The sequence below is a fragment of the Lysinibacillus sphaericus genome (assembly GCF_001629735.1).
GTDB classification, from domain to species: domain Bacteria; phylum Bacillota; class Bacilli; order Bacillales_A; family Planococcaceae; genus Lysinibacillus; species Lysinibacillus pinottii.
The window spans coordinates 3522461-3534611 of record NZ_CP015224.1 but is presented as its reverse complement, the minus strand read 5'-3'; the positions used below and the strand labels follow the sequence as shown (position 1 = coordinate 3534611).

At 36.6% G+C, this 12151-nt stretch carries 15 protein-coding genes; 10 read left to right on the top strand and 5 right to left on the bottom strand.

Annotated elements, in window-relative coordinates:
• Positions 1–10: 10 nt before the first annotated feature.
• Positions 11–313: a YunC family protein gene (locus tag A2J09_RS17350; RefSeq protein WP_008175342.1), complete on the bottom strand. Its 303-nt coding sequence runs from the start codon at positions 311–313 to the stop codon at positions 11–13.
• Positions 314–461: 148 nt separating this feature from the next.
• The gene (locus A2J09_RS24480) at positions 462–584 is read right to left on the bottom strand and encodes a hypothetical protein (protein ID WP_012295936.1); all 123 of its coding nucleotides are present in this window, start codon (positions 582–584) and stop codon (positions 462–464) included.
• Positions 585–842: 258 nt separating this feature from the next.
• On the opposite strand from A2J09_RS24480, the gene A2J09_RS17345 reads away from it, so the two are divergent.
• Complete coding sequence (locus tag A2J09_RS17345; protein ID WP_031416614.1) at positions 843–1580, top strand: polysaccharide deacetylase family protein; 738 nt, start codon at positions 843–845, stop codon at positions 1578–1580.
• Between the two features lie 66 nt (positions 1581–1646).
• Here the strand turns inward: A2J09_RS17345 and A2J09_RS17340 are convergent, their stop codons facing one another.
• Positions 1647–1898 carry a hypothetical protein gene (locus tag A2J09_RS17340; RefSeq protein WP_012295934.1) on the bottom strand — a complete coding sequence of 84 codons (252 nt, stop codon included), beginning with the start codon at positions 1896–1898 and terminating at the stop codon, positions 1647–1649.
• A gap of 105 nt (positions 1899–2003) precedes the next feature.
• Between A2J09_RS17340 and A2J09_RS17335 the strand changes: the two genes are divergently transcribed.
• The 5 genes from A2J09_RS17335 to A2J09_RS17305 all read left to right on the top strand — a co-directional run bounded on the left by A2J09_RS17335 (position 2004) and on the right by A2J09_RS17305 (position 7670).
• Entirely contained in the window at positions 2004–2798 is a 795-nt protein-coding gene (locus A2J09_RS17335; protein WP_012295933.1) for a DUF2268 domain-containing putative Zn-dependent protease, read from the top strand.
• Between the two features lie 18 nt (positions 2799–2816).
• The gene (locus tag A2J09_RS17330; protein WP_036162405.1) at positions 2817–3329 is read left to right on the top strand and encodes a DNA-deoxyinosine glycosylase; all 513 of its coding nucleotides are present in this window, start codon (positions 2817–2819) and stop codon (positions 3327–3329) included.
• Between the two features lie 1156 nt (positions 3330–4485).
• Positions 4486–4848 carry a hypothetical protein gene (locus A2J09_RS17315; protein WP_036162402.1) on the top strand — a complete coding sequence of 121 codons (363 nt, stop codon included), beginning with the start codon at positions 4486–4488 and terminating at the stop codon, positions 4846–4848.
• A gap of 360 nt (positions 4849–5208) precedes the next feature.
• Complete coding sequence (gene abc-f / locus A2J09_RS17310; RefSeq protein WP_036162926.1) at positions 5209–6837, top strand: ribosomal protection-like ABC-F family protein; 1629 nt, start codon at positions 5209–5211, stop codon at positions 6835–6837.
• 71 nt (positions 6838–6908) lie between these two features.
• Positions 6909–7670 carry a hypothetical protein gene (locus A2J09_RS17305; protein ID WP_036162400.1) on the top strand — a complete coding sequence of 254 codons (762 nt, stop codon included), beginning with the start codon at positions 6909–6911 and terminating at the stop codon, positions 7668–7670.
• 44 nt (positions 7671–7714) lie between these two features.
• Here A2J09_RS17305 and A2J09_RS17300 read toward each other — a convergent pair whose 3' ends face one another.
• A complete protein-coding gene (locus A2J09_RS17300; RefSeq protein WP_012295926.1) occupies positions 7715–8200 on the bottom strand; it encodes an SRPBCC family protein in 486 nt (161 codons plus the stop codon).
• A 137-nt stretch (positions 8201–8337) separates the two neighbouring features.
• On the opposite strand from A2J09_RS17300, the gene A2J09_RS17295 reads away from it, so the two are divergent.
• The gene (locus A2J09_RS17295; RefSeq protein ID WP_012295925.1) at positions 8338–8706 is read left to right on the top strand and encodes a YybH family protein; all 369 of its coding nucleotides are present in this window, start codon (positions 8338–8340) and stop codon (positions 8704–8706) included.
• Here A2J09_RS17295 and A2J09_RS17290 read toward each other — a convergent pair.
• The gene (locus A2J09_RS17290; RefSeq protein ID WP_012295924.1) at positions 8699–9445 is read right to left on the bottom strand and encodes a sulfite exporter TauE/SafE family protein; all 747 of its coding nucleotides are present in this window, start codon (positions 9443–9445) and stop codon (positions 8699–8701) included. The two genes, A2J09_RS17295 and A2J09_RS17290, sit on opposite strands and share 8 nt — an antisense overlap.
• 194 nt (positions 9446–9639) lie before the next feature.
• On the opposite strand from A2J09_RS17290, the gene A2J09_RS17285 reads away from it, so the two are divergent.
• From A2J09_RS17285 to A2J09_RS17275, 3 genes are all read left to right on the top strand, one after another.
• Entirely contained in the window at positions 9640–10104 is a 465-nt protein-coding gene (locus tag A2J09_RS17285; RefSeq protein ID WP_012295923.1) for a DinB family protein, read from the top strand.
• A 10-nt stretch (positions 10105–10114) separates the two neighbouring features.
• Complete coding sequence (locus A2J09_RS17280; RefSeq protein WP_012295922.1) at positions 10115–10945, top strand: helix-turn-helix domain-containing protein; 831 nt, start codon at positions 10115–10117, stop codon at positions 10943–10945.
• A gap of 204 nt (positions 10946–11149) precedes the next feature.
• Positions 11150–12130, top strand: coding sequence for an ABC transporter substrate-binding protein (locus A2J09_RS17275; RefSeq protein ID WP_031416602.1), 981 nt, complete (start codon positions 11150–11152; stop codon positions 12128–12130).
• The last annotated feature ends 21 nt before the right edge of the window (positions 12131–12151 follow it).

Genomic DNA, 12151 nt, shown 5'->3' with positions numbered 1-12151 from the left:
TTTGTACACATTAAATCATTTTTAAAAGTGCCTCGACACCACTCATACCTTCTGTAATGCCAAGTTGCTCGGCTTCATAAGTCACGGATTCTAACGGGGCTGTTAATAACTCATCAATCGTTTTTACACCAACTGCCCGACCAGCAATGATTTTTCGATCCACTAAGCGACTATTTAAAAGACCTACATCTAATGCGCCGCACATAATGTAGCCTGTATTATTGGAAATGGTTAATAGTGTTGTTTTAGGTAATTGAACAACTACTGCAGTAAAGAAATGCCCCTTAATCATGATAGGTTCAATTGTCACCATTGAAATCACTCCTTTTCTCTATATACATATGGCGATAACTAGCAAGGTGTTCGACATTTCTAATAAAAAATCTTTTAATAGTAAAGAAAAGAAGTCCAATATCAAAATAAAAGGAATCTACTCTTGGCGAATAGATTCCTTTTAGCATTTACTTGGTATAAGACAATAAAGCTGTTTGTTTAAATGTATTTAATGCAATGGTTGCTTCACTTTTAGAAGTATATTCAAACATACGATACGTGTTTTCTTCAAATACGGTAATGATCCACATTTATATTATCCCCTTTTGTGTTACATAACATTTATTAAATTTAATTAATTGTTATATATCAGTGATGATTTTATTTTACATGAATAAAGAAAAAAATAAAGGAATATTAATGATGTTTCACATTTCGTTCAAATTTATAAAATTTTTTTAAAATAATTAAAACAGGAAAACAGACAATCCTTCACAAGTATAATTCACTGTAAATCGCAAATAGTAAGTTGACGGAGTTCTGTGAATATGGACTTGGGAGGTGATGCTATGACACGTAAATATGTAAGGGTTTTAACGGTTTTCGTTTTAATCATCTCGGGATTTTTTGTAGGATACAAAGCCCAGGCTAATAAAGGACGTCCGTATTATGAGGAAACAGGAAAAGTTGTGTGGGATATTAACACAGAGGATAAAATAGTGGCACTTACCTTTGATGATGGACCACATCCCAAATACACAGCGGCGGTGCTTGATTTATTAGCCAAATATGATGCCAAAGCTACCTTTTTTATTATTGGAAAAAATGCTGACAAATATCCAGAGCTTGTTTTACGTACTTATACAGAAGGGCATGAATTAGCGAATCATACGTATACACATCCGTTTAAAGTTTCCATCAATAAATTGCAAGAAGAGCTTCGACAGACGAATAACACGATATATGGTATTACTGGATTTTCCCCAGTTTTATTCCGTCCTGTTGGTGGAAATTACACAGATGCTATGATAAATGCCGCTGTTAAGGATGGCTACAAGGTCGTGATGTGGTCTTGGCATCAGGATACTCAAGATTGGAAAGAGCCCGGTGTAAAGAAAATTGTACAAAAGGTTATGAAAGGCACAAAGCCTGGCGATGTCATATTATTTCATGATGGTGGCGGTAACCGTACACAAACCATTAAAGCATTAGAGGAGATAATACCGGCATTAAAGAAGCAGGGCTACACATTTGTTACAATATCCGAGTTGATTGAAAGTAAACAGCAGCAAGAACAAGTTCAATAATGAAAAATGAGCCATCTCAACAATGTTTGAAATGGCTCGTTTTTCACATATATAAAATCGCTTAGGCTAGAAGAAAATAATTGGAGCTAGTGCAATACCTAGAACAGTCCCTAGTGCAATACCAACGCCAAAGCCGCCTCCACTAAATCCCCAAAAGCCTAAACCATAACCACCATATCTTCTATCAGGTAGAATCCATACCTGTCTTCTGTCGACCCTCGTGATTTCCCCAACATGTACTCTACCAGATGTATCCGAAATTCTAACTCGTTTACCGTGATATTTACAACAAAGATTGTAAGCATCAGTTGGATTCACAATAATCCCTCCTTTCTACTTCATTACAAGTTAATATATGCTAATTAATGCATTTATCTTTAGCCGATTGTCTATCCATCACATATACTATCAAGAGGTGATGACATGGCAGTTATGCCTACAGATAAGTGGCTTGAGGAGTATGAATTTTCCAGAAAATCTAAGAGCAGTGATGAGCTATATAGCTTACAATGCTCGGTGCTATGTGATCGTTTGATCAAACTATTTCAAGAGGGATATACAGAGGAAATACACTTTGAATTACAGCAGCAAGGTCTTTTCCTACCAGAGGAAGAGATTAATTTAAAGAGACTAAAACAGATGAATGTGTGGGGCTGCGTGGAGCAGGAGTTTATGTATCTACAGCAGAAGTGGAATGGTCCAGCTATACCTATTTATATCTTTCCAATTACAAGGCAGCAGAATATCACTAATAAAAATGGTGTGGCTTATCCTCATTCGCTTTTTTTATTTGTGGGAGAAGTAGAAAAACAGGAGCTTCAAGCATTACTCGCCCATGAATACAACCATGTTTGCCGTTTACATTATCTTAAAAAATCCTTAGATGAAATGACTTTATTGGATTCTCTTATATTAGAGGGTTTAGCAGAATGTGCTGTGAAAGATCTTTACGGAGATAGATGGCTAGCACCATGGTTAACTAACTATACATTTGAGAAGCTTATCAAACTATGGAAATCTCAGTTTTTGCCAAACCTACAACTGCAGGGATTGGAAAAGCATCGACCATTCTTATACGGTGGGGAGCTTCCGCTGTGGATAGGCTATTGTATAGGCTATCAAATTGTTCGGTCATATATGAAGAATCTTTCATCACAGCTTCCTTTATTAATAACAAGCCAAGATATACTTGCTGGCTCAGAGTTTCCGCTACAATAGAGTAAAGGAGTGATTGCTGTGTCTAGTGAAATAAAAAATGTATTATTACCAATTGTAGATTCATCCACAAAGGTGCTAATTGTTGGATCCATGCCAGGAAAACAGTCATTAGTAAAACAGCAGTATTATGGTAATCCACGCAATCACTTTTGGCCTATCATTGGCCAGCTATTACAGGTCGAGGTTCCTGAAGATTATTGTGAGAGAATAGCTTTATTAAAAAAGCGTGAAATCGGTCTTTGGGACACAATTGAAGCCTGTGAGAGAGAAGGGAGCTTGGATGCAGCGATTCGTAATGAAAAGCCAAATGATTTTCAAACCCTTTTTGAAACCTACCCGAACATCAAGTTAGTACTCTTTAATGGGGCGAAGGCATTCGATGTTTTTAAAAAGCATATTGGATTAGAGCTTTTAGCAGGACGAGCCTATAAAAAAATGCCATCAACGAGTCCGATACCCGGGAAAAATATTAAATCCTTTGACGAAAAAGTTGAGGAATGGCGAATTATATTGTCATATTTATCACAATAGTTTGCGGGTCATTCAAGCATTGCTTTGTACATAAAAATTTACATAGTTAAGGGTGATGATATGGCGAGAAAGAATGATAAAAAATCGTTAATGAACTCGTTTTCGCTTCCTGCATAAAAAGATGTATGAAGAATGTTCATAAGAAAAGTCACGAAAACGTTGATATCTCAACATTCGTGGCTTTTTGATGTGTTTTCAAACTTTTATTTGGGAACGTTTTTTTGTTTGAAATTTATATTATATTTACTAAAAAAGCGATAGTCTATCAGCCTTCTATAGTTGGCTAGAAGAAAGGGAATAAAAAAAAGAGTAAGAGTAGCAACTTCTAATCCATTTTAATTTTCTTATACTTTGTGAAATACATTATAGAAAAAAATATAATCCAAAAAATAATTATTAAATACACAAGAGCAGTGAGAGGTTCGGTAAACGGATTAACATTATTTTGATAATCTTTAATAATTAGAATAGCTAACACCAAAATTGAACTCCAAAACATAATCATCAAATATAATTTCATAAGATTCTAGACTCCTTTCTATTAACATTTTTTTATTTATAATGTAAATTATGGATATATCGTTAAAAGGGATGGAGGAAAAGTATACGACTGTTAAAACTAGTAACAATTTAAAATTTTTAACTTCTTTCGTTACCATCTTTTTATTAAGTGTAATTTATTTTTCGGAAAATTCCAACGTTGAAGAAAATATTACTCATACAGTAATTGAAGTGCATAAACGTGAAGAAAGTAAGAGCATGGAGCGTTAGAAAGAGATGTATATTTTTAAAACAGAGTTTTTTTTCGGAGCAAATAATAAATATATATTTATTATTAAAAAGATTAATTACTTTATTTATATTTTGGACAGGCTATAAACCTTAGAGCTGCAAGTGTTTCAGGTTTTAAATGTGTATTTAAAATCGTTCCTAAAGACGCAACTTATCCGTTAGTTTGTTGTTGAAAATAAAAAGACATATCAAAAAATACTTTTCCTATGCGATAAAGTTGGAAATCATAAATATACTTTATTAGAAATGCCAAAGGTTATAGGATGAGGAAAATTGGCCTGTTATTATCTTCGCTTAGGTGGGCAATGGCTCAACGGTTAAATGCCCTATTACATATATTGAATTATGTAAAAGGAGGGCTTGTGTGTACAATAATCCATTTAGAGAAGATAATTTTAGAAGACCTGGCTGGGGTGGCAATGATAATTTTGAAACACCGCCATTTGGTCCACCTAATTTTGGTCCGGCTCCAGCTGGACAAATGCCAATGAGTGCACCACCAGGCTTTTCACCGCCAGTGCCCGCACGGCGAGAAGGATCAAGTGGTATTCACTCCTGCTTATTTAGAAACACCTTTATTTGGTTGAATACAGGTAGGAGCTTTTGGTTTTTCCCCACAGTTATAGGAAGAGATTTCATTGCGGGTTTTCGTTGGAGTAATCGGTATGGCTGGTATTTCCGTACCATAACAAGAAATCAAATTCGTTCATTTGAATGTTTTAGATAAAGCTCACACAAAGAAAGTTTCATTTTCAAAAAAATGGTGTTACAATGACGGTAATAAAAGATGAAGGGACGATGGGTGGCTAATGAATAACTAATCTTATTTTTTAAAGATGAAATTAAAATTTCACCAGCAATAAAAATAGGATTAGTCTGCCCATTTTCCATAAATAACACTTGTATTGGTCTTAATCTGCCAATATAAAGCGATTCCGCAAGCTTATTTTACTATGTCTAAAATAAGTAATGGAGTAACAAATATAGCTGTTGCAACAGTTTATTTGTGTATATGTAGCGATGACTAATCCTTCCAAAATACTTGGAGGGATTTTTTTGATTCCTCCTACTGGAGAGGATGAATGTTATGAAGGAGCTTTTAAAATTACAGGATATTAGTTATGAAATAAAGGATACATTCCTATTTGAACATGTGACTGCTACCGTAAAGCAAGGTGAGGTAATCGGCATTATTGGTAGAAATGGTGCTGGAAAATCCACATTGCTTCAATTGATTCGAGGTATGTTAGTGCCCACAACAGGAGAAATCAAGGGGCTACAAACTGTAAAAACGGCATTTGTAGAGCAGGAATTAGCTCATTTTAATAGGATGGAAATAACAACTAAAGAGGCAGATTTGCTATCTAAATGGAAAGTGCCGAATGTGCCATTTGCAGCATTAAGTGGTGGGGAAAAACTCAAAATGCGCCTGGCGGAAGGTTTCTCGCAGGGAGTTCAACTTCTAATGCTGGATGAACCAACCAATCATTTAGATGAACAGAGCACCAATTTTTTGATTAAACAAGTACAAAACTATAGGGGAACGGTTATTGTTGCCTCGCATGATCGATACTTTTTAGATAGCGTAGTGACCAAAATTTGGTCGATTGAGGACAATAGACTTATAGAACATAACGGCAATTATTCAAACTATATGGCTGAAAGAGAGCATCGAAGATTAACACAACAACGTGCATACGACAAGCAGCAAAAAAATATTGAGCGCATTGAGGCACAGATGCAGGAATTGACAGCATGGTCTCAAAAGGGCCATGCTCAGTCTACAAAGCTAGAAGGTTTTAAGGAATACCATCGTGTGAAAGCAAAGCGTCTTGATTCCCAGGTGAAATCCAAGAAAAAGCGATTAGAAGCAGAGCTTGAGAAGGCAAGGGTGGAAGCTGTAAAGCCTGAGGCAGAAATACGCTTTTCTTTAGGCACCCATCAACGTGTCGGTAAACGCTTTTTAGAGACCAAAAATGTATCCTTACACTTCAATGACAGAGTGTTGTTTAAGGATGTGAACGTCACTGCGCAGTTTGGAGATAAAATTGCCATCACAGGAATAAATGGTAGTGGAAAAACAAGTTTTTTAAAAGTCATCTTAGGTCAATTAAAGGCAGAGGGCAGAGTATGGCTATCTCCGGCTGCTAACATTGGTTATTTATCACAAGAAGTCTTTGATCTACCTCTTGAACAGACACCGGAGCAGTATTTTTATCAAGAAACGTTTGAAGAGCGAGGGAAAGTCCGTAATCTCATGAAAAATCTAGGGTTTACTTCTACTCACTGGACATCTGCTATAGGGGAGATGAGCATGGGTGAGCGGGTAAAATGTAAACTGATGGCTTATATATTAGCAGACAAGAACGTTCTTATTTTAGATGAGCCAACGAATCATCTTGACCTGCCTTCCCGTGAGCAATTAGAGCAAACGCTTGCCCAATATAATGGGACATTACTTGTTGTCTCACACGATCGCTACTTTCTAGAAAAGGTAACGAATAGTGTATGGGAGATTCATGCTCAACAGATAGAGAAAAAATGGAGAAAAGAGGTTAAGCAAGACGAGGGTGTAGTGACACTTCGCTTAAAGCTAGAAACCGAGCGGCAGGAAATATTAGGTAAACTTAGCTTTCTCACAGCTAAAGATAAGGACTATGTAATGCTTGATGAAAAATTTAATGAACTGACGAAGCGAATTAACGACCTAAAATAGATAACGTTTAAGATGGTTTTCACTAGGGAAAAATACCGAGAGAGGGAAATTAATAGATGGAGGTACACGCAATGAAAAGAAAGCTAGTTCTCCTTTTTTTGAGTATTTGCTTTATAGGTGCCTGTGCTAATCGGGAAGAAAATCAACAAGCACATGAAAGTGAGACCCAAATACCTGTCGAACAAGCTAATCAACATGATAATGGAACAGCTATGGAACAAACAGAGGTCCTGCAACAAATCAAGGATCAAATACAAGCTGATTTCACCATAAAAATGCCAACAACTTTACCTATTACACAGGATTCTTTTTTATCAGCTACTACAAGGACAGAAGGGAATCAGGTGGAAATTGTCTTTTATGAAAGTAAAGAGAGTATGCCGATTAATGATATTCGATTAAAGAAATCAGCAAACGTTATAGCACGATTGCTCGTTAAGCAATACAATAATGCAGAAGGGGCAAGCACCCAAATAGCGTTTGATAATTTTAATCAAAATGGTGGACAAAAAGTGGATCTTGGTGACAATATTAAAGGTTATCAAGACGCGGGGGCAGGCTCCTTATGGACTGGATGGAATGAAGGACGCTGGGCAATTGCCACACATACCCGAACAGAAAATCCTGAGGCTGGTGTCAAGCTTGCAAAGCAAGTAGTAGAATATTTAAAAAGTCATATGCTCCCTATTCCAAAGCAATATGGCATGGCTCAATTGGACGTTTATCAAACAGGCAATTTAATCGTTTGGCAGGATGAAAAGCTTGTGTATACACTCGATTCCATAAAAGACCCACTAAAGGCCATAGAAATAGCTACAGCGTTTGACCAATAATTAAAATCCTAGAGTCTTGTGGCTCTAGGATTTTTTTAGTTGTTTTACTTTATAGAATCAATAAGGCCACTGTAGTCGTGGAATCGCTGTTGCCAACTCTCCATTGGGAAATTTAGTTGTTCCTTTCTATCTAGCAAATCAGTCAACAAGTTTAGACATATATGCCACCCCGCTAAATCCTTTGGCGTATGCTCTGTCAATTCTTGAAGTGTCTCTACTAATAGGAGGAATGTGCCCTCGTCATTAGAAGAAAGTTCGAATCGTACCGTATCCGTACCCCAATCAAATTCGAGAGTTTCATTTTCTGCATAATCGGTAATGGCTATTGTTTCATAGGCATCTGTTCCATCGTTCATATTAAAATGCATCTTACCATTCTTACGAAGATCAATGATTTCTAAATTGCTCATCCACTTTTGCAGCTTGTCATTTTCAGTGATTGCTGCCCAAACAACATCTATTGAATGAGGGAGCTGGCGTTTGAATGTTGCAACATGATGATTGGATTGTTCTTCAATAGTAGCTAGCATAGTATCCTCCGTCTTTTATGTGATTTTGTCCTTATTATAGGTGTTCTTTATGAACTGTTCAAAGGAGAACATCCCATAAATATATTATTTATAAGAAGTGAGATTTGGGATACTATTGTTAAAAAGGGGGCGTGAACATGACATATGAACAAGCATTAGAACGTTATATCCAAGCAACAAATACTCATGATTTTAATAAGGTAAAGGTTATTTTGCATCCACAGGCTGTCTATTGGTTTTCGGATAAAACATGTACGACTACAGAAGAAATTGGTGCTTACTTCAATCACGCATGGAATGTAATTCAAGAAGAGGTCTATTCAGCAACTGATATAACTTGGCTAACCGTTGATGAAAAAACAGCCACCTGTATTTATACATATCACTATGAAGGCTATCATAATGGGAAATCTGTATCAGGTAGCGGTAGGGCGACAAATATTTTTACATGGATGAATGGTGAATGGAAGTTAATTCATGAACATTTGAGTGGATATATTAAATAATTTCCCATACCATCTGAATAATCAACATCGAGATAATCACAGTTAGTAGTCGTTTGGCTACTTTTATTGGAATGTGTGGTAGCACAAGGAGGCCTAATTGAGAGCCTATAATGGAGCCTAAGGCCATGGCAATTGCATAATGCCATTGAATAAAGCCTGTTTGATAAAAAACAATAAAAGCTCCAGTACAACTTCCAAAAAGCAGTGCACGCGTGAGCTGTACGGCCTTTATGTAAGTGTGTTGGCAACGCCAATAATATAAAATACTAAAAGTTGAAGAACCAGGACCAAACCCACCATCATACATAGCGATAAAAAATGGCTGCCAAAGGGAGGACGTTGTATGCTCTGTAGGATTCACAGTGTCAGTCCAAGCCTTGTTTTTTAAAGTGACAACTAATGCAAAAATCAGTAGGATACAGGCTGTAACATTCATATTTTGTTCGGATTGTGACACGGCTAGAAGTGCACCACCAGCTCCTCCTATAACAGCAATAGCTATGTATTTTAAAATAACTTTGAAATGTAGCTCCTTATGATACAGTAAATAAAAAATGCTAGATAAAGCCGATATACCGGTCGAAAATTTATTTGTAGCAATACTAGTTTGAATGGGAATACCGACCAGCATCATAGCGGGTAGCGTCATAAGACCTCCACCTCCCGCAAGTGTACCGATAAAGGCAGCTATTATACCAATGCATACGAGGGTTAAAGAGATTTTTGTATAATGTGCCATGAAACTAAGGAGTACAAGGAACAATATCCATAAAATTTTTTTGATAGGCTACTCTCCTCACTTGGATAGCTTTAGGGTAAAGGTATTTAATTTATAAATCTAATATATTATTTTTGAGTACATATAAATATTATTTATCTTTTGGAAGACTAAGGGAGATTGCTGCATACAAAGGAAGAAAGAGGCGAAATCCAATGCTGCGAGACAAAAAGTCGATTATTAAACACTATGAACATTCTCTTCATTGGGTAAAGAATTTGAGGAATTTAACTGAGGAGCAATGGCGTATGCCAATTGAATCTGGAAAATGGTCAGTTGCAGAGGTGATAGGGCATCTTACACCCTGGGATAAATTTGTGTTAGAACAACGAATACCATATTTATTTACTAATACATCGTTACCTAAAGGACCAGATGTCACGAATATGAACACGAGGGCAGCTGAGAAAAGTCGTGAACAGCAGTTAGAAAAAACGATTATTGAATTTGTTTTGACAAGACGTCAATTGCTTCAAACCATTCAGCAATTTACAGATGAGCAATGGCAGCAGTCGTTCAATATTGGGCAGTCTAACATAACGGTGGCTGATTATTTTGGCGGATTAATTGACCATGATTTACATCATTTTTCACAAATTCAGAGTGTTTTACATGTATAGGAGCTAGCACATGGATATCAAGTATTTAATAGATTACTTTGCACAGGCATCTGTAAAGTTTACCGATGTCTTTACCAAAAGAATGGAGCCAGGAGAGGTTGATTTAGGGAGAACTACTGCACCAGAAAAATGTGGAATTATTGTGCCGCTTGCAGGAAGTGCTATCTTTAGCTTGAATGGAACGCCATATGTGATGGAGCCAGGAGTAATAGTGCATGCTGGTCCTCAAATGCCAATTGAAGTGAACGTAACAAGTCAGAAGGTTTGGGAATATGCTGTAGTTCACTATAATCTACCTATGGAGGAGACGGCATTATATCCACTGGTGGAACAACATTTTCTCATTAAAACAGGACATAATACGCAAATTATTACCCAGGTACAGCAGCTAGTAGAAAGCTATTCCTTTCCAGGTAATATGGCCGTATTTAAGTCCAAGACATTATTCATGAACTTGCTGGAACACATTCTTATAGCGGCAAAAGTGAAGGTTCTGGATAATGCCAATGAATTAATGGAGCAGGCTTTACAGTATATACATGAGCACTATGCGGAGCAGATTTCGGTATCAAATATTTCTAGTGAATTTGACATTGAACGGCGTCGTTTTGCCTATTTATTTGAGCAGCATACAGGTATGAATCCAAGCAAATATATAACAGAATACCGTATACGACGTGCGAAAGACTTACTAGAATATGGTGGAATCCCTGTAGCTGAAATTGCAGAATGTGTTGGATATGTAGATTGTTTTTATTTTAGTAGAGTATTTAAAAAGTGTACGGGTTTATCTCCCTCAGCCTATCGCAAGTTAAAAATAGAGGAAGCCAAATATGTATGAATGACTGTTTCTTATAAAAAAGGAGCAGTTTTTTTATGGCATAAATCGGCAAAAGTCCATGTCATTTTCGAAATCGTCCATTCACAATCTATTTTCACTTTGTTAGGATAGTATCCGTAAATGATAATGAGTATCAATTATATGTTGACATACATATGTAAATGATTATCATTATCAATATGAGCTTGTTAGGAGAGAATATCTATGAATAAATATTTTAAAATGTGTGCACCAGCACTTTTAGCACTATCATTAGCTGCATGTGGAACAGATAAGGCAGAGGAGTCTACTTCAACAAATAATACAACGGAGACAAGTGTAACAGAATCACAAACAGAACTAGCTAAGACACAGACAATTACGTACTTGGGTGAGAAATATGAGCTTCCAGTAGAAGTGAAAAATATTGTCGCTGCAAGTCTTGAATCTATGGAAGACGCTGCAATGCTTGGAATTAAGCCCGTAGGTGTACTTGAAGTAGGTGGCAAAGTGCCAGCATATCTAGCATCTGATTTTGAAGGTGCTACACTGGTAGGAAATAAAATGGAGCCAAATGCAGAGGCCATTCTTAATTTGGATCCAGATGTCATTGTAGGTACTTCAAAATTCCCTAAAGAAACGGCTGAAAAGTTGAACAAAATTCAAACAATGATACCTTACTCACATATTTCAACAAACTGGAAGGAAAATTTGACAGTGCTTGCACAGCTAGCTGGTAAAGAAGATGATGCTAAAAAAATCATTTCTGACTATGAGGCAAAAGTTGCTGATGCACAGGTTAAATCGAAGGAGCAATTAGCTGATAAACAAGTATTAATCATCCGTGTTCGCGGTGGTGTAATGTACATTTATCCAGCTGGTGTTTATTTAAATCCTGTTTTGTATGAGGATTTAGGTGCTCCAGTTCCAGAGGTAGTGACGACAGCTAAAGCGCAGGCAGAATTATCGCTAGAAACATTAGCTCAAGTAAATCCAGATGCAATTTTCCTTCAATTTGAGGAATCCGAAAATAAGGATACTCCTAAGGCGTTAGAGGAGCTACAAAAAAATCCAATTTTCACTAGCTTAAAGGCATCACAAAATAATGAAATTTATGTCAATACAATTGACCCGTTAGCACAAGGTGGTACGGCTTGGTCTAAGGTTAAATTCTTAGATGCAGCAGCTGAAAAATTACTTAAATAGTATACACAGGCTGGTAGTAGG

Bases quoted from the DNA above. Each gene is read 5' to 3' on its own strand.
- A2J09_RS17295 (WP_012295925.1), top strand. From the start codon at position 8,338: ATGACATATGAACAAGCATTAGAACGTTATATCCAAGCAACAAATACT.
- A2J09_RS17305 (WP_036162400.1), top strand. From the start codon at position 6,909: ATGAAAAGAAAGCTAGTTCTCCTTTTTTTGAGTATTTGCTTTATAGGT.
- abc-f (WP_036162926.1), top strand. From the start codon at position 5,209: ATGAAGGAGCTTTTAAAATTACAGGATATTAGTTATGAAATAAAGGAT.
- A2J09_RS17345 (WP_031416614.1), top strand. From the start codon at position 843: ATGACACGTAAATATGTAAGGGTTTTAACGGTTTTCGTTTTAATCATC.
- A2J09_RS17335 (WP_012295933.1), top strand. From the start codon at position 2,004: ATGGCAGTTATGCCTACAGATAAGTGGCTTGAGGAGTATGAATTTTCC.
- A2J09_RS17285 (WP_012295923.1), top strand. From the start codon at position 9,640: ATGCTGCGAGACAAAAAGTCGATTATTAAACACTATGAACATTCTCTT.
- A2J09_RS17280 (WP_012295922.1), top strand. From the start codon at position 10,115: ATGGATATCAAGTATTTAATAGATTACTTTGCACAGGCATCTGTAAAG.
- A2J09_RS17275 (WP_031416602.1), top strand. From the start codon at position 11,150: ATGAATAAATATTTTAAAATGTGTGCACCAGCACTTTTAGCACTATCA.
- A2J09_RS17350 (WP_008175342.1), bottom strand. From the start codon at position 313: ATGGTGACAATTGAACCTATCATGATTAAGGGGCATTTCTTTACTGCA.
- A2J09_RS17300 (WP_012295926.1), bottom strand. From the start codon at position 8,200: ATGCTAGCTACTATTGAAGAACAATCCAATCATCATGTTGCAACATTC.
- A2J09_RS17290 (WP_012295924.1), bottom strand. From the start codon at position 9,445: ATGGCACATTATACAAAAATCTCTTTAACCCTCGTATGCATTGGTATA.
- A2J09_RS24480 (WP_012295936.1), bottom strand. From the start codon at position 584: ATGTGGATCATTACCGTATTTGAAGAAAACACGTATCGTATGTTTGAA.